Annotated in this window: 24 protein-coding genes, 1 tRNA gene and 1 other annotated feature; of the genes, 4 read left to right on the top strand and 21 right to left on the bottom strand. The window is 47.8% G+C overall.

Annotation, left to right across the window (positions count from 1 at the left end):
* Positions 1-44 precede the first annotated feature (44 nt).
* The gene (locus ACWP87_RS06770; RefSeq protein WP_005684383.1) at positions 45-728 is read right to left on the bottom strand and encodes a patatin-like phospholipase family protein; all 684 of its coding nucleotides are present in this window, start codon (positions 726-728) and stop codon (positions 45-47) included.
* 127 nt (positions 729-855) lie between these two features.
* Here ACWP87_RS06770 and ACWP87_RS06775 point away from each other — a divergent pair, with 127 nt between their 5' ends.
* On the top strand, positions 856-1,158 hold the full coding sequence (locus ACWP87_RS06775) for a hypothetical protein (protein ID WP_005684384.1): 303 nt from the start codon (positions 856-858) through the stop codon (positions 1,156-1,158).
* 144 nt (positions 1,159-1,302) lie between these two features.
* Here ACWP87_RS06775 and recN read toward each other — a convergent pair whose 3' ends face one another.
* The 16 genes from recN to ACWP87_RS06855 all read right to left on the bottom strand — a co-directional run bounded on the left by recN (position 1,303) and on the right by ACWP87_RS06855 (position 12,570).
* Positions 1,303-3,006, bottom strand: coding sequence for a DNA repair protein RecN (recN, locus tag ACWP87_RS06780; RefSeq protein ID WP_005684385.1), 1,704 nt, complete (start codon positions 3,004-3,006; stop codon positions 1,303-1,305).
* Between the two features lie 4 nt (positions 3,007-3,010).
* Positions 3,011-3,463, bottom strand: coding sequence for an arginine repressor (locus ACWP87_RS06785; RefSeq protein WP_005684386.1), 453 nt, complete (start codon positions 3,461-3,463; stop codon positions 3,011-3,013).
* A 103-nt stretch (positions 3,464-3,566) separates the two neighbouring features.
* On the bottom strand, positions 3,567-4,397 hold the full coding sequence (locus tag ACWP87_RS06790) for a TlyA family RNA methyltransferase (protein WP_005684387.1): 831 nt from the start codon (positions 4,395-4,397) through the stop codon (positions 3,567-3,569).
* Positions 4,394-5,245, bottom strand: a complete 852-nt coding sequence (locus tag ACWP87_RS06795) for a polyprenyl synthetase family protein (RefSeq protein ID WP_005684389.1) — start codon at positions 5,243-5,245, stop codon at positions 4,394-4,396. The genes ACWP87_RS06790 and ACWP87_RS06795 overlap by 4 nt, the downstream gene beginning before the upstream one ends.
* Positions 5,242-5,469, bottom strand: coding sequence for an exodeoxyribonuclease VII small subunit (locus ACWP87_RS06800; RefSeq protein ID WP_005684391.1), 228 nt, complete (start codon positions 5,467-5,469; stop codon positions 5,242-5,244). Before ACWP87_RS06800 ends, ACWP87_RS06795 begins: the two co-directional genes overlap by 4 nt.
* Positions 5,462-6,811, bottom strand: a complete 1,350-nt coding sequence (gene xseA / locus ACWP87_RS06805) for an exodeoxyribonuclease VII large subunit (RefSeq protein ID WP_005684393.1) — start codon at positions 6,809-6,811, stop codon at positions 5,462-5,464. Before xseA ends, ACWP87_RS06800 begins: the two co-directional genes overlap by 8 nt.
* On the bottom strand, positions 6,804-7,655 hold the full coding sequence (folD, locus tag ACWP87_RS06810) for a bifunctional methylenetetrahydrofolate dehydrogenase/methenyltetrahydrofolate cyclohydrolase FolD (protein WP_005684395.1): 852 nt from the start codon (positions 7,653-7,655) through the stop codon (positions 6,804-6,806). The genes xseA and folD overlap by 8 nt, the downstream gene beginning before the upstream one ends.
* A gap of 123 nt (positions 7,656-7,778) precedes the next feature.
* On the bottom strand, positions 7,779-8,186 hold the full coding sequence (gene nusB / locus ACWP87_RS06815) for a transcription antitermination factor NusB (RefSeq protein ID WP_005684396.1): 408 nt from the start codon (positions 8,184-8,186) through the stop codon (positions 7,779-7,781).
* 1 nt (position 8,187) lies between these two features.
* Positions 8,188-8,652: an Asp23/Gls24 family envelope stress response protein gene (locus ACWP87_RS06820; protein WP_005684397.1), complete on the bottom strand. Its 465-nt coding sequence runs from the start codon at positions 8,650-8,652 to the stop codon at positions 8,188-8,190.
* An 18-nt stretch (positions 8,653-8,670) separates the two neighbouring features.
* Complete coding sequence (gene efp / locus ACWP87_RS06825) at positions 8,671-9,234, bottom strand: elongation factor P (RefSeq protein WP_005684398.1); 564 nt, start codon at positions 9,232-9,234, stop codon at positions 8,671-8,673.
* A gap of 272 nt (positions 9,235-9,506) precedes the next feature.
* Positions 9,507-10,574 carry a M24 family metallopeptidase gene (locus tag ACWP87_RS06830; protein ID WP_014569714.1) on the bottom strand — a complete coding sequence of 356 codons (1,068 nt, stop codon included), beginning with the start codon at positions 10,572-10,574 and terminating at the stop codon, positions 9,507-9,509.
* Between the two features lie 75 nt (positions 10,575-10,649).
* Positions 10,650-10,940, bottom strand: coding sequence for a 50S ribosomal protein L27 (gene rpmA / locus ACWP87_RS06835; RefSeq protein WP_003564659.1), 291 nt, complete (start codon positions 10,938-10,940; stop codon positions 10,650-10,652).
* Positions 10,941-10,958: 18 nt separating this feature from the next.
* A complete protein-coding gene (locus ACWP87_RS06840) occupies positions 10,959-11,309 on the bottom strand; it encodes a ribosomal-processing cysteine protease Prp (RefSeq protein ID WP_014569715.1) in 351 nt (116 codons plus the stop codon).
* An 11-nt stretch (positions 11,310-11,320) separates the two neighbouring features.
* A complete protein-coding gene (gene rplU, locus ACWP87_RS06845; RefSeq protein WP_005684402.1) occupies positions 11,321-11,632 on the bottom strand; it encodes a 50S ribosomal protein L21 in 312 nt (103 codons plus the stop codon).
* 30 nt (positions 11,633-11,662) lie between these two features.
* Positions 11,663-11,731, bottom strand: a sequence feature (ribosomal protein L21 leader region).
* A 151-nt stretch (positions 11,732-11,882) separates the two neighbouring features.
* Positions 11,883-12,122 carry a hypothetical protein gene (locus tag ACWP87_RS06850; protein ID WP_005694765.1) on the bottom strand — a complete coding sequence of 80 codons (240 nt, stop codon included), beginning with the start codon at positions 12,120-12,122 and terminating at the stop codon, positions 11,883-11,885.
* A 325-nt stretch (positions 12,123-12,447) separates the two neighbouring features.
* A complete protein-coding gene (locus ACWP87_RS06855; protein WP_005684404.1) occupies positions 12,448-12,570 on the bottom strand; it encodes a hypothetical protein in 123 nt (40 codons plus the stop codon).
* A gap of 282 nt (positions 12,571-12,852) precedes the next feature.
* Between ACWP87_RS06855 and ACWP87_RS06860 the strand changes: the two genes are divergently transcribed.
* Entirely contained in the window at positions 12,853-14,076 is a 1,224-nt protein-coding gene (locus ACWP87_RS06860; RefSeq protein WP_029943895.1) for a hypothetical protein, read from the top strand.
* Positions 14,077-14,161: 85 nt separating this feature from the next.
* Positions 14,162-14,235: transfer RNA gene (locus tag ACWP87_RS06865), tRNA-Arg, on the top strand.
* A 154-nt stretch (positions 14,236-14,389) separates the two neighbouring features.
* Here the strand turns inward: ACWP87_RS06865 and ACWP87_RS06870 are convergent.
* The 4 genes from ACWP87_RS06870 to ACWP87_RS06885 form a co-directional block, all read right to left on the bottom strand.
* Complete coding sequence (locus ACWP87_RS06870) at positions 14,390-16,024, bottom strand: ATP-binding cassette domain-containing protein (RefSeq protein WP_014569716.1); 1,635 nt, start codon at positions 16,022-16,024, stop codon at positions 14,390-14,392.
* A gap of 63 nt (positions 16,025-16,087) precedes the next feature.
* Complete coding sequence (locus tag ACWP87_RS06875) at positions 16,088-18,481, bottom strand: Xaa-Pro dipeptidyl-peptidase (protein WP_005684407.1); 2,394 nt, start codon at positions 18,479-18,481, stop codon at positions 16,088-16,090.
* A 521-nt stretch (positions 18,482-19,002) separates the two neighbouring features.
* The gene (gene glnA / locus ACWP87_RS06880; protein ID WP_005684408.1) at positions 19,003-20,343 is read right to left on the bottom strand and encodes a type I glutamate--ammonia ligase; all 1,341 of its coding nucleotides are present in this window, start codon (positions 20,341-20,343) and stop codon (positions 19,003-19,005) included.
* 18 nt (positions 20,344-20,361) lie between these two features.
* Positions 20,362-20,724 (bottom strand): MerR family transcriptional regulator, encoded by a 363-nt coding sequence (locus ACWP87_RS06885; RefSeq protein ID WP_005684410.1) that lies wholly within the window; start codon positions 20,722-20,724, stop codon positions 20,362-20,364.
* Between the two features lie 309 nt (positions 20,725-21,033).
* On the opposite strand from ACWP87_RS06885, the gene ACWP87_RS06890 reads away from it, so the two are divergent.
* The gene (locus ACWP87_RS06890) at positions 21,034-23,127 is read left to right on the top strand and encodes an Orn/Lys/Arg family decarboxylase (protein WP_005684411.1); all 2,094 of its coding nucleotides are present in this window, start codon (positions 21,034-21,036) and stop codon (positions 23,125-23,127) included.
* Positions 23,128-23,182: the final 55 nt, after the last annotated feature.

Below are 23,182 nucleotides of genomic sequence, written 5' to 3' on the forward strand. Positions count from 1 at the left end.
ATTACTAAACATTTTGCACTTTTTCACCGCCGATTTCAACTGCTTCAAGACCGCGGTAATGAAAACGTCATATGGCGTAAGGTCATCTCGGCATCTTTTTTCCCCAAGGCCATCATTTCGGTAATCGCTGCGGGACGAAAGTTGAAGAGACGAGGCAGTGGCCGACTAGGTTTCAGATAAACATCGCCGTGATCAGACCCGATCCGGCCAATCCCCGCGCCACTGATGGCCACAACAAAATCAGCGCCAATATCTCTTGCAATGTCAACGGGCAGATCATTAACCACGCCACCATCAACAAAACTGGTGCCATGCCGGTCAATCGGTGTAAAAATCCCCGGCATTGCGCTGGAGGCTAGCAACCACTCTCTGGCATCAGCAACCGAAAGTTCATCTATGCGCGTCACATGGGCACGTAAGTCGGGTAAGCGCGTGGTAACGGCTAAAACCGCCCGTTGATCACGTTTTGGCAACCGCAACATCTGCTCAAGTAATGGGACAAAGTTACGTCTGGCAAAGATCGGTCCCCGCGTCTTTAAGCTGGTCAAAGACTGCCACCAATGCGCCAGTTGTTGCGGCGCCATGTGAGCCGTAGCAGCAGCGTTAATGGCACCGATTGAAGAACCGATGACAAACGCAGGCGCCAGTCGCGGACCCAGCACGCTCCAGACACCGGCTTGATAAGCACCATGCGCCGCCCCGCCACCAAAAACAACTGCCAATACCAACTTTGCCACCTCCAATTCTGTCACGAGCTTGCCGTTGTTACAGGTCGAATAAATTTCAAAAAGTAGTTGCAAGTTTGAACACATGTTCGTATAATGAAGTTACAAACAAACGTTCGGAGGCGCGATCATGGAAAATAAATCGTCAGCACTGCAAAATGTGACCCATCACCTTGTAGCTTCATACCGGGAATTATTCGATCTGGCAGCACCCACGATGCAAATGCCCGCCCATCAAGTGGATCTTTTCATTGATCAGGCGATGCAACGACATTACCAAATTGCACTGTATTTTAACCATGAAACCGCGCCATTTGTGGGCCACATTGTCCGACCACTTGGTGAAAAACGCTTCCTGGTTAAAGGATACCACAGCAATATTTTCCGCATCATGACTAGCACCAGTGTCAATTACATTAAACGATTCAAATAGCTTTTTCTGAATACGGCTCCTGTGACCAAGCAAAAAGCGATTCAAGTAAGACCGATGTCTCCTTGAATCGCTTTTTGTTATGCCGGAAAAAATCTACGAACATTGAACTTTTAGCGCATCCAATACCGTCACCAGTTCACCTGACTACGATGACGCTTTGCCATGTTTAAACTCATCGGCCATTCTTAATAGTTCTTCGGCATGTTCAATCGTCAGCTTAGTGATTTTTTCGCCAGCCAGCATCCGCGCAATTTCCTCTACTCGCGCTTTATGGGTTAGTTTATTGACTTGGGTCGTTGTCCGACCGTCATGAACCGCCTTGCTGATAACATACTCATGATCGGCCATGGCAGCTACTTGCGGCAGGTGCGTAATACACAACACCTGCGACCTTTTGGCAATTAAGCTAATTTTATTGGCAATCGCGTGCGCAACCCGTCCGGAAACGCCGGTATCAACCTCATCGAAAATGATCGCCGTGACCCCTTCCGAGCGCGCAAAAATGGTTTTCATCGCAAGCATCAGCCGCGATAATTCCCCACCTGACGCAATTTTGGCTAACGGCTTGGCTTCTTCACCCGGATTAGTCTGAATATAAAAGACCGCTTCGTTTAACCCGTCTGCCCGAAAATCTTTGGCCTTAGTAAAATGAACCGAAAAAACCGTTTTATCCATGTACAGTGACGCCAGCTGCTCGTGGATCGCTTTGGTCAGTTGTTTGGCAGCAGCGTGCCGGCGTTTTGAAAGTGCCGCACCGAGTTTCTGAAGCTGGGCTTGAGATTCTTTTAGGTTGCTGTCTAGATCTTCAACCGATGTTTCGGCTTGTTCCATCTGATTCAATTCCGCCGCTGCCCGTTTGCCATAAGCGATCACTTCATCAAGGGTTTCGCCGTATTTGCGTTTGAGCTGATTAAATAAATCGAGCCGTTTTTCGACTTCATCCAGCCGGCCTTCGTCAAATTCCTGATCATCGAGTTCTTTCGATAAATCATTTTGAACATCCTGCAAACTGTAATACGCACTCTGCAAGTTGTCGGCAATTGCCGCAAAGTCAGGATCCAAATCGGCAATGCTTTGCATACTCGACATTGCTTGACCAATTTGATCAAGTGCATTGACTTCCTCATCACTCAACAGGGCATAGCTTTCTTGCAATGCAGCATTGATTCTTTGAAAGTTTGCCAACCGATCGCGTTCGGTGCTTAAATCGGTATCTTCATGCGGTTGCAGATCGGCGCTTTGAATTTCGCTCACCTGGAATTTCAACATATCCAGTCGTTGCGCCCATTCCTGTTCATTTGCCTGTTTTTGCTTCACTGCTTGTAAGGTACGCTGATAATTTTGATAAACTTCTGCATATTGGTGGCGAATTTTCAGCAGATCATCACCGGCAAAGGCATCCAATAAACCTAGATGCGTTTCCGAATGCATCAGCTGCTGATGTTCATTCTGGCCGTGAATATCCACCAACGTTTCGCCAATCGCTTTCAAGGTGGCGGTGTTGACCAGATGACCGTTAACGCGACAAACGTTCCGGCCGCTGCGGAATAATTCGCGCTGTAACAAGACGGTGTCGTTTTGGTCCGGATCCATCACCCCGAAAGCCTGGAGTTTGGCTTCCGTCAATGGATTTGCCTGCGCGTCAAACAAACCTTCCAAGCTTGCCTTGGATGCCCCGGTTCGGATGAAATCAACCGATCCGCGCCCACCAGCCAACAAACCCACCGCATCAATAATAATTGACTTGCCGGCCCCGGTCTCACCAGTGAGCGCCGTCATCCCTGACTGAAAGCTCAACGCCAGGTTATCAATGATGGCAAAATCATGAATTGCTAACTCCTGTAACATCTTTTCACCCCACCATGGCCTCAAGTTCCGCCAATACATCGGTTGCATACTGTGCCGAGCGACAAATAATGAGAATGGATGCATCCCCGCTAATCGTCGCAAAAATTCGCCGGTCGTCCAATTGTTCGATCAACGTCTCAACCGCGGCTGCCGTCCCTGGCAAAAGCGCCAAATGGACAAAATTATCCATTGCTTCGCCCCACTTCATCGCGGTAACCAATGTCCGCCGCAGTTTATCCGTAGCGGGCAGCTGCTTTTCCGCGGGCATACTGTAGCGATAGTGTCCCTCACCTGCCGGAATCTTGACCAGTTGCATTTCCTTAATATCCCGGGAAATCGTTGCCTGAGTGACCGGAATTTTCATCTCGGTCAAACGGGCCACCAAATCTTCCTGCCGTTCTATCGGCTCACTTTGAATTAACCGTTGAATTGTCGCTTGTCGTTCGCGCTTTCGCATGTGCTCACCTCTGTCATGAATGCATTTTTAACGTGGAAAAATGCTTTACCCATAGCATAGCGCAGACGCACCAGGCTTACCAAATTTTTGCATAAATATTCAATTAAGGGCGTTTTAATGCAGCATACGCATCACTAAGGGTTCGCTCGATATCAACAGTTGGTGCGATTTCTCCAGGGGTTTGGTCAGCATTTTGCAAATGAATTAAAAATTCAATATTGCCTTCGCCGCCTTTGATCGGGCTATACGCCAAACCTAAAACGTTATAGCCGGTGGCGCTGGCAAAGTTAACGATCATCTTCAACACATCCCGATGAACCTGGGGATCGCGGACAATGCCATGCTTACCAACATGCGCAGGCCCGGCTTCAAATTGCGGCTTAATGAGTGCCACCGCGTGACCGTGCGGCATTAAGATGGCTTTTAGCGGCGGCAAAATGAGTTTCAACGAAATAAAACTAACATCCGTCATGGCAAATTCCACGGGGCCATCGGTAAAATCTTCAGGCTTGCTATAACGAAAATTCACCCGTTCCATCACTTTCACGCGCGGATCCTCACGAAGTTTCCAAGCCAGTTGATTATAGCCGACATCCAAGGCATAGCTCATTTTGGCACCATTTTGTAAGGCCACATCGGTGAAACCGCCAGTTGATGCGCCAATGTCAAGCACGGTTTTACCCGTCAAATCAATCGCAAATACTTTCAGTGCTTTAGCCAATTTAAGCCCACCACGACTTACATACGGCATTTTTTTGCCTTTCACATGCAAAATGGCATCGCCGGGGATTTTGACCCCCGGCTTATCCAAACGTTGATTGTTCTGATCATAGACTTCGCCAGCCATCACCGAACGCTTGGCCTGTTCGCGTGACTCAAATAAGCCTTGCTCCACAAGCAGTACATCGACCCGTTCTTTTTTTACCTTTGTCATGCTTGTAACACCGCCAAAATCGATTTTAAGTCGGCTGCATCAACGGTCAGGCTGTTTAACGCAGCAGTGGCTAGCTGAAACTGGGTCGCCAATGCTTGTTTGGCACCGGCTAATCCCAGCAGTTCGGGAAATGTATTTTTGTGTTCGGCCACATCCTTATCGGCAGTCTTACCTAATTCCGCGGTGGTTTTAGTCACATCATTGATATCATCTTTGATTTGAAAACCCAGACCAAAAGCAGCCGCAAAATCGGCTAAGGCAGCTTGATCGGCTTCGGGAATCGCGACAAACAAACTACCCATTGCCACACCGGCCTGGATCAGCGCGCCGGTTTTAGCCTGATGCATCTGTTTGAGAGTTGCTAGGTCATATTGCGTTTGCTCGCCATCCATATCAAGTACCTGGCCTGCAACCATTCCTGAACTGCCAGCCGCTTCTGCCAGAATTTGAACGAGTTCGGCACCTTTTCCCGGATAGTGCTGGCTTAAGATAGCGAATGCGTCGGTTAACAATGCATCCCCAGCCAAAATCGCGAGCGCCTCGCCAAACTGTTTGTGATTCGTCGGCTGACCGCGGCGGAGATCATCATTATCCATAGCAGGCAAATCGTCATGAATCAAAGAATAGGTATGTACAAATTCAAGTGCAGCTGCAGCCGGTAATGCCTCGGCAACCACACCATCGTACATAGCAACAACGCTCAATAACAGCAACGGCCGCAACCGCTTGCCGCCTGCATCAACCGAATAAGCCATCGCCGCACGCAAATGGGGATTGACCACAGTTGCCAATTGTTCGTCTAAAGTATGATTAATTGCTGTTTGCCAGTCGGTTAGCGTTGGACTCATTGTTGGCCTTCTTTGGGCTGAAATGGTTGGGTGGTACCATCATCACTCACCATTTCCGTCACCGTCTTTTCTGCTGATTTCAGCGTTTTTTCGAGTTCCTGACTCAATTTGACCCCGACTTTAAATTGATCTAGGGCTTTTTCAAGGGGGACATCGCCTTGTTCTAATTGATTCACAATACCTTCAAGTTGTGCGAGTTTTTCTTCAAACGTTGGTTCAGCCATGTTTTTTCTCCTTTGTCGTCACACGGGCGCCAATTTGCCCATCCGCAACGTGAATATGAATCGCGGCATCCACTTGATAATCCGCGGTCGTTTTCAACATTTTTCCTGCATCATCGGTGACAAACGCAAAGCCGCGGCCCAATATTTTCAACGGACTTAAATGATCCAAGCCAAGTGCCGCATTGGCCACCGCTTGATGCTTAGCGGTCACAAGTGCGATCATTGCCCGATCCAGCCGACGCCGATCATCCACCTGCTGCCGCTGCAGGTTGGCGACTTTTACCAGCAACTGCCGACCATCCAGTTGGGCAGTCGCCATTGCTAACCGATGCTTGTTTTCGCGTAACTGATTGTTAATGCTCTGCTGCAGCCGTTGTCGTAGTTGATCGACACGCTGAACATATTGATCGTAAAGCCGATCCGGTTGGGTTAAGACAACGCTTTGGGCGGATCGTTGTAAGCGTGTTGCTGCATTTTTCAAGCGGTTATGCATGGCGTTTACCAGTCGCACCTGATCTTCTGAGATGCGATTCAAGGCATCCACCAAAGTGACTGGCGTGACAATTTCTGCAGCTGCGGTCGGGGTAGCAGCACGGCGATCAGCCACAAAGTCCGCAATCGTTGTGTCGGTTTCGTGACCAACCGAGCTCACAATCGGCATTGGCATCTCAGCTAGTGCCCGCGCTACTTTTTCTTCATTGAACGGCCATAAATCTTCAATTGACCCGCCGCCACGACCAATGATCACCGCATCAAATCCGGACATTGTCTTAATCCGATTCAACTGTTTCACAATCGAATCGGCCGCCTGATCCCCTTGCACGATAGCCGGAAATAAGGTCAACTGCAGTATCGGGTATCGCCGGGCCACTGTGGTGATAATATCTTGAATCACCGCGCCACTTGGACTGGTCACCACCGCCACGCGTTTAGGGAAAAGTGGCAGTGGCCGCTGATGGCGTTCAAATAACCCCTCCGCAGCCAGTTTTTTCTTTAATTGTTCAAACGCCTGGTACAAGGCACCAACGCCATCTGGCTCTAATCGCTCTACAATCAGTCGATACTCGCCGCTGGGTTCATACAGGCTAACGCGACCAACCACCAACACCTTCATGCCTTCTTCAAGGTTAAATTGAAGTTTGCTGAATGCGTTACGAAACATGAGAGCCCCGATTTTGGCATGATCATCTTTGAGTGAAAAATATTGATTGCCCACGCGTTTGCGGTAGTTGGAAATTTCACCGGTCAGATAAACTTTGGCTAAATACGGATCGGCATCGAATTTTCTTTTTAAATACTGCGTCAGTGCGGTAACGGTTAAATATTGACTTGTCTCAACCATGTAACCGCCTCTTCGCCAAAGCCACCGTTTGGGCCATGAGCGATGCAATCGTCATCGGCCCCACGCCACCGGGTACTGGGGTCAAGGCGCCTGCAATCGGTGCGACCGTATCATCGTCAACATCCCCATGCAGTTTTCCATCGGCACCGCGGGAAATTCCCACGTCAATCACCGTTGCGCCGGGTTTGACGGCATCAGCGCCGATAAAATGTGGCCGTCCGACAGCAACCACTAAAATATCCGCTTCCCGCGTCAACTGTTTGAGGTTTCGGGTTTTGCTGTGAGCGATGGTAACCGTCGCATCATGATTAACCATTAATCCAGCCAGTGGCCGTCCCACAATATTCGAGCGCCCGACAATGACAACCCGCTGCCCGGCAACATCAATATCATAAGCATCCAACAGCGCCATAATGCCATAAGGGGTTGACGCCACAACGGTTGGCTCATTCGTCCACAACCGTCCGACACTAACCGGACTAAAGCCATCAACATCTTTATTAGGATCAATCGCATCAATAACCGCGCGTTCGTCTAAGCCAGCAGGTAACGGAAGCTGTACCAAAATAGCATCCACATCAGGATCCTGATTCAACTCGGCCACCTTAGCTAACAATGTCATCTGAGAAGTGTCTTCTGGCAATCGATACATCAACGAGCGAACGCCAATTTCTTCAGCCCGCCGCTGTTTGTTACGAACATAGACTTCGCTAGCAGGATCCGAACCAACTAAAACAACGGCCAACGTAGGCGTGACGTCTTGTTGTGCCAGTTTTGCTACCGTCTGTTTAAGTTCACCAAGTATTTTCTTTGACACTACCCGGCCATCTAATCGCGTTGCCACAAAAACCACTCCTCATTTTTGACGCTGCTCGCAGCAGACGCCCGATGTTGTTTGTTACCTTGATCGTTAAAGATTCGCGGATAAATTAAAACCGGTCAAAGTAATTGCCTTTGACCGGTTAACTTACGCTTTTGGCGCTGCTTCGATGAAGTTTGCCAAAATGCCATTGACAAACTTCGCCGACTGCTCGTCGCTGTAACGTTTAGCCAGATTAATGGCCTCATTAATCGCTGCAGCTTCCGGCATTGCTTCTTCATAACGAATTTCATATAAGCCCAGACGTAAAATGATTAAATCTGGTTTCGTTAACCGACTCAGCGTCCAGCCTTTTTTTAGTTGCGGCGTCAAAGCTGCGTCTAAGGCTGCTTGATTTGCCAAAACGCCTTCAACTAATGCCGTTAAATATGACGGTACTTCTGTATCTTTAGGTAAAACTTCGGCGTACACCGCATTTTTATCAGCTTCCGGATTCGTTGCCAAGGCAAAGAGCGCCCGAAAGGCAGCTTCACGGATTGCATGTCGTGATTCCATCTTATTCGTCATCCTGTCCGCTTTTTGTCGCTGCATCATCCGTGTCATCTGTGTCGTCATCCTTAAACAGGTCTTCCGGATTGACTGGCTCGGTCTTTTCGGGAATCACACCAACGACATGAACATTCACTTCATCCAAAGTAAGATCGGTCATGAATAGCAATTGCTCGCGTAACTGCTCTTGCATCGCCAATGCAACCTTGGGTACCGAAACACCATAATCCAAATAGACGTACACATCAGCCGTAATCTTATCATCGGCAACTGTCACACTCACACCTTTACCGTGATTAGCCCGGCCAAACCAGGCATTAATGGAAGATCCTAATGTGCCGCGCATTTGGTAGACCCCGTCCACTTGACTGGCAGCGATGCCCAAAATGACCTCCAAAACTTCAGGAACAATTTCAATCGTCCCTTGTGCATCAGTCCGATTTGCTAATATGATATTGGTTTCTTCAGCCATTATGAGATCCTCCTAGCCTTAGTTGTTAGCACGTGAGATATAAGTGCCATCATCGGTGTTGATCGTCAACACATCACCGTTATTAATGAAAAATGGCACTTGAACAACCAAACCGGTTTCCATGGTTGCCGGCTTTGAACCGCCGCTACTGGTGTTGCCGCGAATACCCGGTTCGGTTTCTTTAACTGCCAGATCAACTGTTTTTGGCAGCTCAATACCTAGCGTTTCATTACCGTGCATGATAATTTTAACATTCATGTTTTCTTTTAAATAATTCAACTGATCCCGAATTTCGTCACCTGGGAGTGTCAGCTGATCATAAGTATCGGTGTCCATGAATACATAGTTGTCGCCATCGGCATAAAGATATTGCATGTTTTTGCTATCAATCTGGGCTTTTTCAACTTTTTCAGTCGAACGGAAGGTTTTTTCCTGAACGGCACCGGTTCGCAGGTTCTTCAAAGTCGAACGGACAAATGCCGATCCCTTACCCGGCTTAACATGCTGAAATTCAACGATCCGCCAAAGGTCACCATCGACCTCGATCGTCAAGCCATTTTTAAAATCATTAACAGATATCATGAACTTCCTCCATACATTCAGTCATAAACTAAACCTATTCTAGCAAGCAGCGGAGACGCTTGCAACAGCCACCGGCGAACTAACCCCAATGATCTGCAGTGCATCACCACACAAAGCAGCCGTCTCGATACGAATTTTGCCTTGATATAACCACCCATATCAGAGATAGGTTCGAAAAAGCGGTCGAATAAACTGCGACCGCAACGCTATTCAATATTCTTATCAGTTATGCCTTTGACTATCTCAGTAGCAACCGGCGACACTTTTAAATGTTAAAGTACCAATAAATCAGCCGGTGCTGGTTGACTGAGTGATTGATTACCGTCAGCCGTTACCACCAGATCATCTTCAATGCGGACACCACCAAGCTCTGGAATATAGATGCCCGGTTCGTCTGTAACAACATTACCTTTTGCGGCTGGGACGTCAAGATATGGCCCCCAAGCACCCGGGCCTTCATGAATCGATAAGCCGATTCCGTGACCCGTTCCGTGGCCAAAGTACTGACCGTAACCTGCATCATTAATGGTGTGATGCGCCAAATCGTTAATCGTCCGTCCGAGCACACCCGGTTTCAGCGCTTGTTGCACTTTTTGGTTAGTTTCGTAAACAATCTTGTAAATCGTCTTCAGCTTAGGATCTGGCTGGCCGACTGCAAAAGTGCGGGTAAGATCGGACATATAGCCATGATAAATGCAGCCCCAATCGAGCGTGACCACATCACCCTTCGCAATTTTCTTTTCGGTTGCCGCACCATGAGGCATGGCCGAGCGGGCACCTGAGGCCACAATCGTTTCAAACGAGACGTTGCTGGCACCGAGTTTGCGCATATAAAAGTCCAAATCATTGGCAATATCAATCTCCCGCATGCCGGGCTTAATGGTCGCCAGCACATGTTGATAGCCTTTTTCCGCAATGGCAACAGCCTGTTTAATGAGAGCCAATTCATCATCGTCTTTAACTTCACGCTGGCTCTCAACGAAATCGCGAGTTGGCACCAAGGTCCCTTGGGTCAACAAGTCAAACGCTTCATAATCTGCATAGTTGAGATGAACGGCTTCAAAACCAATGTGCGTTAATTGCAACCGATTGGCCAATTTTCCCGCCGCCTTAAACAGCCCATCTTGATGCAAAACCAATTCGGCGTGCTGCACCTGCTGTTTAAATTGTTCGGTAAACCGCGAATCAGTAATAAAATAAGCTTTTTCCGGCGTCACCAGCAAAGCACTTTCATCGCCGGTAAAGCCGGTCAAATAAGTGACGTTGGCGGCATCGGTAACAAAAAAGCCATCCAGTTTCTTATCCAGAATCCGTACCTGTAATGCTGTCATTCGATCCATCCAAATCGCTCCTTTTTGACATTTTTCCAAACTTTGAAAAAAAGACGCCCCGTTTTACCGGGACGTCATCAATCTTTATTCAGCAGCTGCTGCCGGATAAACTGAAACCTTCTTCTTATCACGGCCGAAGCGTTCGAACTTAACAACGCCATCAGCGGTTGCAAATAAGGTATCATCGCCGCCGCGACCAACGTTTTCACCAGGATGGATCTTGGTACCGCGTTGACGATACAAGATGTTGCCTGCCTTGACGAATTGGCCATCGGCACGTTTGCTGCCTAAGCGCCGACCAGCTGAGTTACGGCCGTTGGATGTTGAACCGCCACCTTTATGGTGAGAGAAGAATTGCAGATTCATCTTTAACATAACGTACACCTCCGAGAATTAATTTTGCTCTAATTGTTTTGTCGTAATCATTAAGCGATCAGGGTATTGATCTTGGATGCTTTGAAGTTCAAGCAATAAATTTTCCAACAAAATTTGACTAATATGCAACTGTTCACCGGTAATAACGGATTTGAGCTTCATTTGCAAGTGGCCACCATGGACCTCATCTGCAATGACATCCGGCTTGAATCCCGCTAAGGCTTCAACACCGTTAACCGCACCGATACTAACAGCTGAAACAGCAGCGCAGACGATATCCTGACCGGTTTTACCGGCATCGGCATGACCAATCAGCTCAAAACTGACAATATCGCCATGCTCGTCGCGATGAAAAATTGCCTTGATCATAGCCTAACCTCTTATGCGTTAATCGCGTCAATAACGACTTTTGTGTAAGGCTGACGGTGGCCTTTCTTCTGATGAGAGTGCTTCTTAGGCTTGTACTTGTAAGTAACAACCTTTTTCTCGCGCCCTTGTTTTTCGACTTTACCGGTTACGGTTGCGCCGGCAACGGTTGGTGTGCCAATCTTGGCATCGCCTTCGCCAGCAACCATAATCACTTCGTCAAAAGTAACCTGCTTGCCTTCTTCGGCATCAAGTTTTTCGACATAAATGGCTTCGCCGACTTCTGCTTTATATTGCTTGCCGCCAGTTTTAATAATTGCGTACACTGTGTGCACCTCCTGTTTTGCCTCTCGGCTTTTCCCCTGAAGACTCGCCAAGTTAGGTGCTTGCGCTTAAAACCTAACGATGTGCGGTTGCATAGGAGGGGTGCCAAATACAACGGATTAATACTACCAGAGACTGGGGTAAGTTGCAAGCGTCTATGTAAGTAAGTAAACAAGTTCATTTTATCTATTGGCTTCGCGATCCAATCCCAATATCAGGACTCCCAATGCCATCTGCTTAAACGGAAATGCCTTACGATGCCAAATGCCGTTTACGATAAACCCAGATTCCGCAAATGAGGGCTGGCATATAGAGTGCATAAATAATAGTAAATAACGTGAGCCACCCGCCGAAAGCCGCATTAACTAACAGTAACCCAACATATAAAATCCCGTCGATAATCCAGTTAACCGGTTCTATCAGTTGCGTGGTCACCGTGATTAGCAACGCCCCGGTGACTAATAAAATAAGAATATCGAGCAAAATAATCATACGCGCCACCTCCTGCAAGCATTATAGCCAAGCGTGCCGGTTTCAACAAGAAAACCTTGAAATCTGACCTCCGGCGTTTTGTTGCATAGAAAAAGGCCCAGAACGAATCTGAGCCTGCCCCTGCCAAGATACCTAATATAGCATAAAAGGCGCCAATGTAACCAGCAAATATTTAAAAAGGCAGGGGCTAAAAAACAATATCTTAGTGACCTTAAACATGCCTCAAGGAAGTGAAACATCAGGCCAAGCTTCACATGCCTGCCCCTTATCCCCTGAAAGTAGCTAAAGAAAAGCCGCTGATCATTAAAAAATCAGCGGTGATGAGTCAACGTTTCAACTGTTGTAACGCTTTTTCAATCGTATCGCCTTTGCCAACATGTTTGGCATTTTTCGGATCAATGGCGATAAACTCTTGCGTTTTCATATTAAGTTGGATTCGATATGCCATCTGAATCCCTCCATTCTTAAAGATGTGAATGGCCTTTGGTAGCGAATACCGTCATGCTACTCACTTTTAATCAGTAAGTCAAGCCATCCAACTTCAAAACAACCCATTAGCAATCAGGGTCTCGTTATGATGACATCCGGGTTTGAATTTAACCTAAAAGTCCAACCGGCCGGGCGGTTTCATTGACTTGACCTTCTGGCTATGGCATTAATGGATTAAAGCTTTTTATAGTTTAGTCAGTGATAGCGGATTATCAATATTTTTATTTTTAGGGGCGTGGAAATTTTGAAAAAATGGATCTGGGGTTCAATCGGCGGGCTAATCGTTTTAATTGTTGTTGGCATTGGCGGATGGTGGCTTTATGACCATTTTCATTATCAGCAACTAGTTGATCAGCCTGCTGACGTTAAAAAATGGGAAGCCGACCCACGCCCACTGCAATCTGAACAAACCGCCGTTAAGCGAATCACGGAAATCCCCCAGTCGGCACAATTAGGCAATCGGATCGCCAAGGGGACAAAGTTGGTTGTGATTCCCGGGCTGCGTGGCGCCTGGTCAATTAACGCAAAAACCAAACGCGCCGGCTTTGGCACAAACTGGGTCCCTCAAGGCGTTACCCAGTCAAAAGACAGCCTGTTCGTCAGTCTATACGATGGCGATCACAAGTTAAATTCGCTGATCTTGGAAATCAACAAAAAAACCGGTCGTTACCGTAAGTCGTTTATTTTAAAGTCCAAAGCACACGTCGGCGGCATCACCTATGATCGCGAAAAAAAGCGGCTGTTATGGTCAGACGACAACTCCAAACTCGGTGGCGCCGGGATTAGTTATGCCTCTCAACGAGCACTTGATGCGTATCAAGCTCAGGTTGAAAAAGCGCCTCTCGATTCCACGCGCATCCCACTGCACTTGGCTAACCGGACATCGGCCATCACGCTTTATGATCACCAACTTGTTTTCGTCAAATATGGCAAGAACGCCATTAATCGGTCGCTCATTGCTTTACCAGTGAACGATGACAACCTCCCTGCTGCCATTACCGAAGCACAATTTAACCGCTTGATTCGCGACCTTATCCCGCAACTTGAAGGTAAAAACGATACCCAAAGTTTCCAAATCATTTCTAAGAAGCTCATGGATGACAAGATCATCAATTCCGTCAATGCAGGCTGGGATCGCATTCAAGGTATTGCCATTGCCAAGACCGGCCTCACCTTTGTCAGTCAATCAAATGGTGCCAAGCCCGGCAAAATCTGGATCCGTATTCCCCTTGATAAAAGTTGGTCTAAGCTAACCTTTGCCACGCCGAAATCCGGAGACAAAATTATTAACGTTCCTAATTCGGTGGAAGAAATTAGTCTAAACGCGGATGACAGCCAGCTGGCCCTTATTTTTGAAAGTGGTGCCAAAGCCTATCGCGAAGAAGGCTCGTTCTGGAAACGCCCGCACTACATGGATCGTATCATGCTATTGCCCATCAGCGTCCAATCAAATACAAAGAAATGACCTGATTATCGGCTTATCGCTTCATGGCAAAATGCAAGAACCCGTTGACGGTCTATCCCGGTTCTCGTATACTTAACAACGATTTGTACCAGTAGCTCAGTTGGATAGAGCAACGGTCTTCTAAACCGTTTGTCCCGGGTTCGAATCCCGGCTGGTACATTATTAAAGTAAAACGGGAAAAGCTAGGACAAAGAGCAGGAAAAGAATTTTTTGCCAGTGAGCTAAAAAAACATGCGAGAATAGTCCTTTCTATCACAAAAATAGCACCGGCTGTACACCCTGCGACATAAGGTATACAACCGGTGCTATTTTGTCATTTTTTCAACTGCAACGTATGATCAACCAACTCGTAAGTTTCAACCCCAAACTCCTGCGCCAGTTCCGCATTATAATGATGAGCAACTTCGATCACCGTCACCGGCAAGGCATAAATAAGCTTATGAATCTTGTCGGCATTTGCCTGATCAAGGCTGGCAGAAATTTCGTCTAGTAAAAAGACCGGACTTTGTCGCAAGAGGCCGCGGGCAATCCCGATTCGTTGTGCCTGGCCGCCGGATAAATTGCTGCCGTTATCAACAATTTCAAAGTCAAGAATGCCAATACCCAGTTCCTTATCCAGGCCCACAACCTGCAAGACCCGTAAAACGGCTTCATCGCTGTATTCCTGATACAAGGTGACATTATCCCGCAACGTACCACTAAACAGCCAAACGCTCTGTGAAACCAACACAAAGTCACCGGCATGCAGCGGCTTATTGTTAAATAAAACCGTTCCCTGCGCAGTAAGCTGACCAGTGATGGCTTTTAAAAGCGTTGATTTTCCCACTCCAGAAGGCCCGGTTACCAGAATCTTAGCATCCGGTTTAAGGTTCAAATTGACCGCGTCCAAAATTAAGTGCTGATCACGGACAACGGTGAGGTTTTTGATTGTTAAATGACCTTTAACGCTTTCAGGCTCAGCTAGCGTTACTGGTTTTTCATCTGCAATCGGCTCAGAAAATGCTTTAACGACCGGCAACTCGCGTAGTTGACGCGTTCCGATAATCTGGCTTTGATACTGGCTCAACTGACGAACACCGTACACAACTGCATCGGCTGTCATCGTCAATGTCAGGATGACACCTGTCGTCACCCCAAACCATCCCTGCGCCATGAACAAAAGACCAATAAAAATCGGTAACAAATTTGCTGCAATCGCAAACATCCAAGAAATGAACTGCAAGAAATACTGGAAATTGTTCAGTCGTTCGTAATCTTCTTCTTCCTTGGCAAGATGCTGGCGAAAGCGATTAAAGAATGCCTGCCATGCTTCAAAGTTCAAAATTTCCATTCGTCCTTGAAATATATCTTTCATATTCAAGACCAATGACGCATTCGCCCTTGACCAAGCACGCGAATTTTTATCTAACCGTTTACGACCGAAATGACTCGGCAACAACGATAAGACTGAAAAAAACACATAAATCAAACTTAAAATCGCGTTGATCTTCAGAATAAAGATGACCACCACAATCACGCCAAAAACTTCCTGAAACATATCCATAAGCGTAACAAAATAATTTTGCTCAATTTGCTTGCCAACACTGGTGACCTGATTAATGGTGTCAGAAACCTCGGTTACCTTGGTACCGGCCTCAGCCATTGACGTTGTAAAGTAGACGGTTTTCAGCGCCTGGTTCAATAATCGAACAGCACGCTGCCTAACACGGTTGTATAGATAGAGCGAAAGATATGTTGAAAAATATGCTGCTGTTGCCATGAGCACATAGCGGCCAACAATTCCCATATTATGAAAATTAATGTCTGCCAACTGGCCGAACACCCAGCCATTTAATATTGGTTCAAACGTACCTACAGCGCCAAAAGTAACCAGTGCCACCATCAATGAAAACGGTAATTGTTTGATAACCCAGCGCACACCAATCCGTTGTGCTTGATGATCCGCCATTCAGTTCACATCCTTGTCCTTGAGTAACTTCAATCGGCAACTCGCAACTTTTAATCGTGTCGCTTAAATGCGAAATGGCAGGGTCAAGGTACTTTTGGCCAAATCCAGCTGATAATGGGTGACTTTTGTCGGCCGAATCGTTTGCGCCATATCAGCACCATGAATAATCAGTGCCAGTTGCCGCCCAGCCGGTAAGTGATAATGCGTTGGCTGCAAATCGAGACTCACATGGAAAAACTGTCCAGGCGTGATGGTTTGAACTTCATACGCATTTTTTGGGTTTTGCAAATTAATATGACCCAGCGTGATCAATTTGCTTGGCGTTTCCTTATTGGCCGGTTTAAATTCAACAATATCCGTGGTCTTAAAATCAAATCCCAACTGCAAGCCACTTGCCCCCACCGTTGCGGCATTTTCCTCAAAGCGCTTGGCCTTACCTAAATCAACCAGCCGCACACTGAGAATGCCGGTTGGCGCATCAACGGCTAGCGTTAACTCAAGATGCGGAATGCCTTCTAAGACCCGATCATGCTCTAGGACCGGCTGAGTCAACCACAGACGACTGTTAACATAGGCGCTATTAGGCGTAATAATTGCTTTTTCAAAACTTGCACTCGTATCATGTTGGGCCGTGAATGTTGCTGTCGCATGATCCGAAAATTGATCGGTTGCGCTTTCAAAATCAGTTTTCAAATTAGCCGTGGTTGTCACATGCTCAGCAGCTGGGTTCGCAAAGTCCGAATAAGCTGACCATGTCTGCGGCGTCACGTTATCCTGAACCAATACATTCGGCAAAACCTGCTCTGCCTGATTGGCAACTCCTAATAATTCATGAGTCAGCCAAAGATTCATCATGTCCAGAAGGTCCAAGGAACGAACATTGTGCACGTAGACATGCTGACCTTGATGCAGGATCAACTTCTTTTGAATCGGTAAATCCGCAATTGCCTGCCAGAACCGAATGGCGTTCTTTGGTTTAACATTCCAATCATTTAGCCCGTGAATCAGGACCACATCCGCCTTGACATTAGCCGCGTTTTTTCGGTAATTCCGCGCGTCCCACCAAGCAGTGTAAGCGCCTGTTGTCCGATCCTGATCCTGGGTCATTTGTGCCAGATGCTGTTCCCAGGCCTTTTTAAGGCGAATCATATCGCCACCGGATTTTTGCCGTGAAAAAGTATCAACCGCCAATACGTCGGCATCTTCACCTTGATAGCCACCCGGTGCCACAACGAGACCATTTTCGCGATAGTAATCATACCAACTCGAAATCCCGGCATCAGCAACAATTGTTTTCAAACCTTCGACGCCGGTGGTTGCCGCTGCAATGGCCAGTGTCGCCAGATAAGACTTACCGGTCATAGCCACTTTGCCACTCGACCACCACGCCTTAATTGCAACCCCATCCGTGCGATTGGTAAAAGCCCGGCGTTTACCCGTCAGCCATTCAATCACGGCAACTGCCCCATCTGTTTCTTCCGGTCCGCCAATTGTGCGAAAGCCATCCGAATAACGCGTCCCGACACCAGCTGAATAAACAACCGCAAAGCCTCGCGCCAGAAAATAATCATTGAAGGCATATGGACTATTTTCCTCAGCGTATGCCGCCGCCTGTTTCGTCTCACCTGTCACCGGTCGCGCTGGCAGTTCTGGTTTGGAAGCCGGCGCTGCGGTGACTTCCGCCTTCGAAGCGCCATGTGGTTTAACCGCCAAAACCGTTTCCGGAACATGCGTCGCCGCGGTGACATCGTTGGTTCCATGAAAGTAAGGGTTAGCGGTAAAAAGCACCGGAACTTTCAGCCCGCGATCGGTGGCTTTGGGACGATAAATCGTTGCCTCGAGCAGATCACGTTGGCCGTCATGGTCAGAATCTACATCTGATTCGATCCAGACAACCTCCCGAACAGCTTGACGCGCATCAAACACCTGTTGCACCTTGCCATTAAAGAGCAAATGAGCCGGTTGCGAACTTTGAGCCTGAAAATCCTTAAAAAAACCGCGATTGGCTAAATCATCCAGAAAGCTAACCAAGTGCTTGGTGCGCGTGGTCAGTAACAGGTAGCTGGCCTGAAGCAAATCAGCAGTATGTAGCAAATCATGCGCAACACTCGGTAGTTTTGTTACAGTCATAAATGAAATCGGATCGCTTAAATCAAAGTCCGAAAACGCCTCAAAGCCCAAGAGCTGTAACGCAACATTATAAAAGTCTGCCCGCTTCATTTGAGTGGGCTTTGTCGCCAACCACTCAGCAAGATTCTGGTGTGCATTAACCGCAACCTGAGCAAACTTATCCTGTTGCGCCGCGGGTTGATATGCCTCAGGGAAAAAGGCTGCGTACATCGCAGCTGCAGTATCCGCAAAGGGTGCTTGCGGATCGGCGGGTAACCCAATGCGTGCGAGTTCCTTCAATTGTTGATCAATATCAGGCGTTAACCGAGCAAACTGATTTAATTTCATGCGAAAACCTTCCTTTTATGAGAGTGAGCGCGAGCCAGCGCGGTTAGGAGCCGGAGTGTAAGTGGCCTTGGGCGTGATGGCCGGGCTTTGGCCAGTGCGATCAAGGTCCTTACACGCAGGTTCCTGCGCTGGGGAGCGCGTTATGATAAGCGCGAGCCGGCGCGCTTAAAAGTCGGAGTGTAAGTAGCCTTGGGCGTGATGGCCGGGCTTTGGCCAGTGTGCGACCAAGGTCCTTACACCCAGGCTCCTACGCTGGGGAGCGCGTTATGGTGAGCGCGACTCAGCACGTGTATGAACTTAACAAAGCACCAAGTTATAACAGCGTAAGATGAGAGAAATGTGATAAACACAGTGTAGCTATCTCATTTAGTGTTTTCAACTCTAAAAATATTTTAAATTAAATGCAAAAGAAGGCTTCAGACGTGTTTTTCTGTCTGAAGCCTTCTCAATATTGTTAAATGCTTGACTGTTTTAGCTAGCCAGCAGTTCGGGTGCCAACAACAGCTTTTGGGTGGCTGAACTTAATATAATTCCAGGTATTGTTGCCGTTCCCATTCAGAAACCTGCTGACGATAAGCAGACCATTCGAGGTTCTTTGAATCCATAAAGCTTTGATACAAATGTTTACCCAGGGCAGCCTTGACCACGTCATCAGCCGCCAATGCTTTCAAGGCATTGTGCAGCGTTGATGGCAGGTCTTGAATATGGTTCGCTTTACGTTCGTCATCTTGCATCCGATAAATGTTACGATCTACCGCTTCTTCCGGCTTCAACTGGTTCTTAACCCCGTCAAGACCAGCTTGAAGAATGGCAGCGATCGCTAAGTATGGATTGGCAGTCGGATCAACCGAGCGCAATTCCAACCGGGTTGATAAGCCACGTGATTGCGGTACCCGAATGAGAGGTGACCGGTTCTTGCCAGACCAAGCAACATAAACCGGTGCTTCAAACCCAGGGACTAACCGCTTGTAAGAGTTAACCGTTGGATTATTGATAGCAGTTAACGCATAGGCATGTCGCAACACACCGGCAAGAAAATGCATCGCCGTCTCACTCAATTGATCGCCTGTATCCGGGTCAAAGAATGCATTGCCTTTGTCGTGGAAAAGACTCATGTTAATATGCATCCCGCTACCGTTGATACCATGAAGCGGTTTTGGCATGAAGGTTGCATACAGACCGTGTTTGCGGGCAATCGTTTTAACGACCAGTTTGAAGGTCTGAATATTATCAGCTGCTTCAAGTGCATCGGCATACTTGAAATCAATTTCATGCTGACCAGGCGCAACTTCGTGATGAGATGCTTCGACTTCAAAGCCCATCTTTTCCAATTCAAGGACAATATCACGCCGGCAATTTTCACCCATATCTAACGGGGCAAAATCAAAGTATGAACCACGATCATTCAAGTGCGTTGTCGGATTGCCGTCTTCATCTAATTTAAACAAGAAGAATTCTGGTTCAGGGCCAATGTTAAAGGCTGTGAATCCGGCATCTTTCATTTCATTAACGACCCGAATCAAGTTATTCCGCGGATCGCCGCCAAAAGGTGTGCCATCCGGACGGTGTACGGAGCAGATCAGGCGAGCAATCTTACCGTGATCATTCTCCCAAGGGAACAACAGCCAGGTGTTAAGATCTGGGTAAAGCAGCATATCGCTTTCTTCGATTCGAACAAAACCGTCGATCGAGGAACCATCAAAGGTGATCTTGTTATTGAGCACCTTTTCCAATTGTGAAATCGGCACCTCGACGTTCTTAATGATCCCGTTAATGTCGGTAAACATCAGGCGTAAGAACAAAACATTTTCGTCCTTAACTGTCTGGCGGATCTCATCAGCGGTAATTGCTTTTCTTGCCATATACGTGAACTCCTATCTTTAGTGTGATTGTCGGAAGCCAATGACCGGTCCTGGATCCGGGCTTTGATTCAGTCGGCTTTGATTCAGCAGTTCATCCCGCAACACCTTCCGAACTTCTGCATCACTATCTTCACGGTGACGCGGATGTTTTAGCCGCTTGACATCAGCCAACGTAAAACCGTCAGCCATTTGACTGCGAATCTCAAGTAATTCGTCAACATCATTTAGCGAGTATGTTCGGTGATTACCGGCGTTGCGTTGTGGCTTGACCAACCCTTGAGTTTCATAATAACGAATCTGGCGGGCGGTCAAATCAGTCAACAACATAACTGTACCAATCGGCAAGACCGATCGCGTTCTCAGATCAGCGATCTCAGCCATAGGCATCCTCCTTTACAACGATGTCAGCTTATCAAACCACTTAACACCTGTCAACGCCACATGTAAGGTTTTCTTACATTTATGGTTAAATTCGGTATATTTTTATTTTTCTTTTTAATCAGTTATAGACCAATAGCGAAATGTCAACGCGATAAAACTTCCCTTTTTCCGGTAAAATATTTAAGCACGTGCGAGGTAAGTCCGCTATCAGTACCTTAGTTAAATTTTTTGGGGCCAGCCTCTAGGTATTTTTAGTCTCGGAAAGTATGATAACTATAGTCTGATCATTCTTGAAAGGAAGTTACTTCCATGACGTTACATCTTCACGTTGGTTATACCGCCAGCTTATCATCCCCGGACATACCGGCTGATTGGCTGCCATTTGCCTCGCACCCACTTGCGGCATTTGCTGCTGTCGTTTTACGGGCTACCGATCATCAGGCGCTAGCACAGTTAAATGCCAGCGCGCTCCCTTTGCCTGTTTTTGTGATCGGTCATCTTGAGTACGCTCCTGAAAGTCAATTAAAAATCACCCCAATCGAGCGGTTAGATACTACGAGTCTGGCTCAGATTCAGACCGCTGCAACCGAGTATGAGTCTGCCATGGTTCCCGGATTTTTACGCGATTTACTCGCCTATGCTGCGGCTGACCCCACAAGTTTTGCAACGCCGGGCCATCATAGCGGTCATTATGACGAACTTGCGCCAGCCGGTTATCTATTGCACCAAGCGTATGGCGAAACCTTCTTTGCCAGTGACACCAGTGATGTGGTCACTGCACTTGGCGATATGCTAACACATGGGGGAACCCCGTTAGCAGCAGAGCAGGCCACCGCGCGCCTATACCATGCTGATGAAACCTACTTTGTGACCAATGGCACCACCGGATCGAACAACATTGTGGCCAGCGCGTTGTTGACACCCGGTGATCTGGTCTTATTCGATCGCAATAATCATAAGTCCTTTTACAACGCAGCTTTAGTCCAAAATGATGCCCGTCCGGTTTATTTGGACACACTGCGGACGCAACGTGGCTTGATTGGCCCGGTCGATCTAACCGGCATTACCGGCGAGCGACTACGGCAACTCGCGGCAACCGTTGACCCCAAAAAAGCAAACGAACCCCGACCATTTCGCCTGGCGATTCTCGAGTTGGAAACCTTCGATGGTATTGTGCCAAACGTGCGGCAACTGCTTGATCTGATTGGCCCGCTGGTTGATTACATTGCATTTGACGCTGCTTGGGGCGGGTATGAACCGTTTATCCCGGCTATGAAAGCAATGGATCCGCTGCAGTTGCAACTTGGCCCAGCAGATCCCGGTATCATCATGACGCAAAGTGTGCATAAACAGCAATCCGGCTTTGGTCAGGCTTCCCAAATCCATAAAAAAGACGCCCATATCAAAGGTCAAGCCCGCTACGTCAGTCATGAGCAGTTCAATCACGCCTACCTCAAACACGTCACCACCAGTTATTCCTATCCGCTTTATGCGTCACTGGTGACCAATACCGCAATCAATCAAGGCCCGCGTGGCAAAAAGATTTGGGCTGATGCGATCACGGCTTCACTCGAATTTCGGCGCTCCCTAACTGACTCCCGATTATTTTCAGCCTATGAAAATCCGCAGTTAGCAAAAACACCGCCAACCGCTGCACTAACCACCAGTGACGCGTGGGCCATGACCCCTGACGCTTCCTGGCACCAGCTTCCACGCCTACAACCCGATCAAGCGTTTCTTGATCCCGGCAAAGTGACGGTCTTGCTCCCAGCGACCGCGGAATTAGGCGTGAGTGGCTGGCTAGTTGATCGCTATCTGCTAGATCATGGCATTGTTCCTGAAAAAGCAGATCTGAACAGTTTGTTGTTTCTGGTGACGCCCGGTTCTGACAAGGCTGATTGGCAACGGTTGCGCCAAGGATTACGTCAGTTTGAAGCAGATTATTTTGCAAACAAAACGGTTGCCGAGACATTGCCAAAACTGGTGGCGGAAACTGGTCAAGCCTACACAAACCTGACTTTGCGAACACTCGGTCAGAAAATGTCTGACTTTTTCCGCCAAGCGAGGTTAGCCAAGCAGCAGCAACTCCTTTTCAGTGCGACCAACAACATTCCAACGGCCATGACGGCGCAGGCTGCTGATCGCTGTTTCGTTCGCGGCCAGTTTGAGACCATTCCGTTGCAAGCTGCGGCTGGACGGATCGCAGTTGCCGGGGCCTTACCTTATCCTCCGGGAATTTTTGTCGTCGTCCCTGGTGAACGTTGGCGACCAGAAGCAATCCAGTATTTCGAAACCTTATTTGCCGGGATCAAACGCTTCCCAGGATTTACGCCTGAAATTCAAGGGGTTGTCACAGGTAAAAACGGCGAACCCTATGTGCAGGTCGTTGCGGACAAAGAATAACCGCTTGTCAATCGCACGAGTCGCAATAGCAGCATCTAGTCAAAAAAAACGATTC

The organism is Lacticaseibacillus sp. 22 (genome assembly GCF_055413445.1).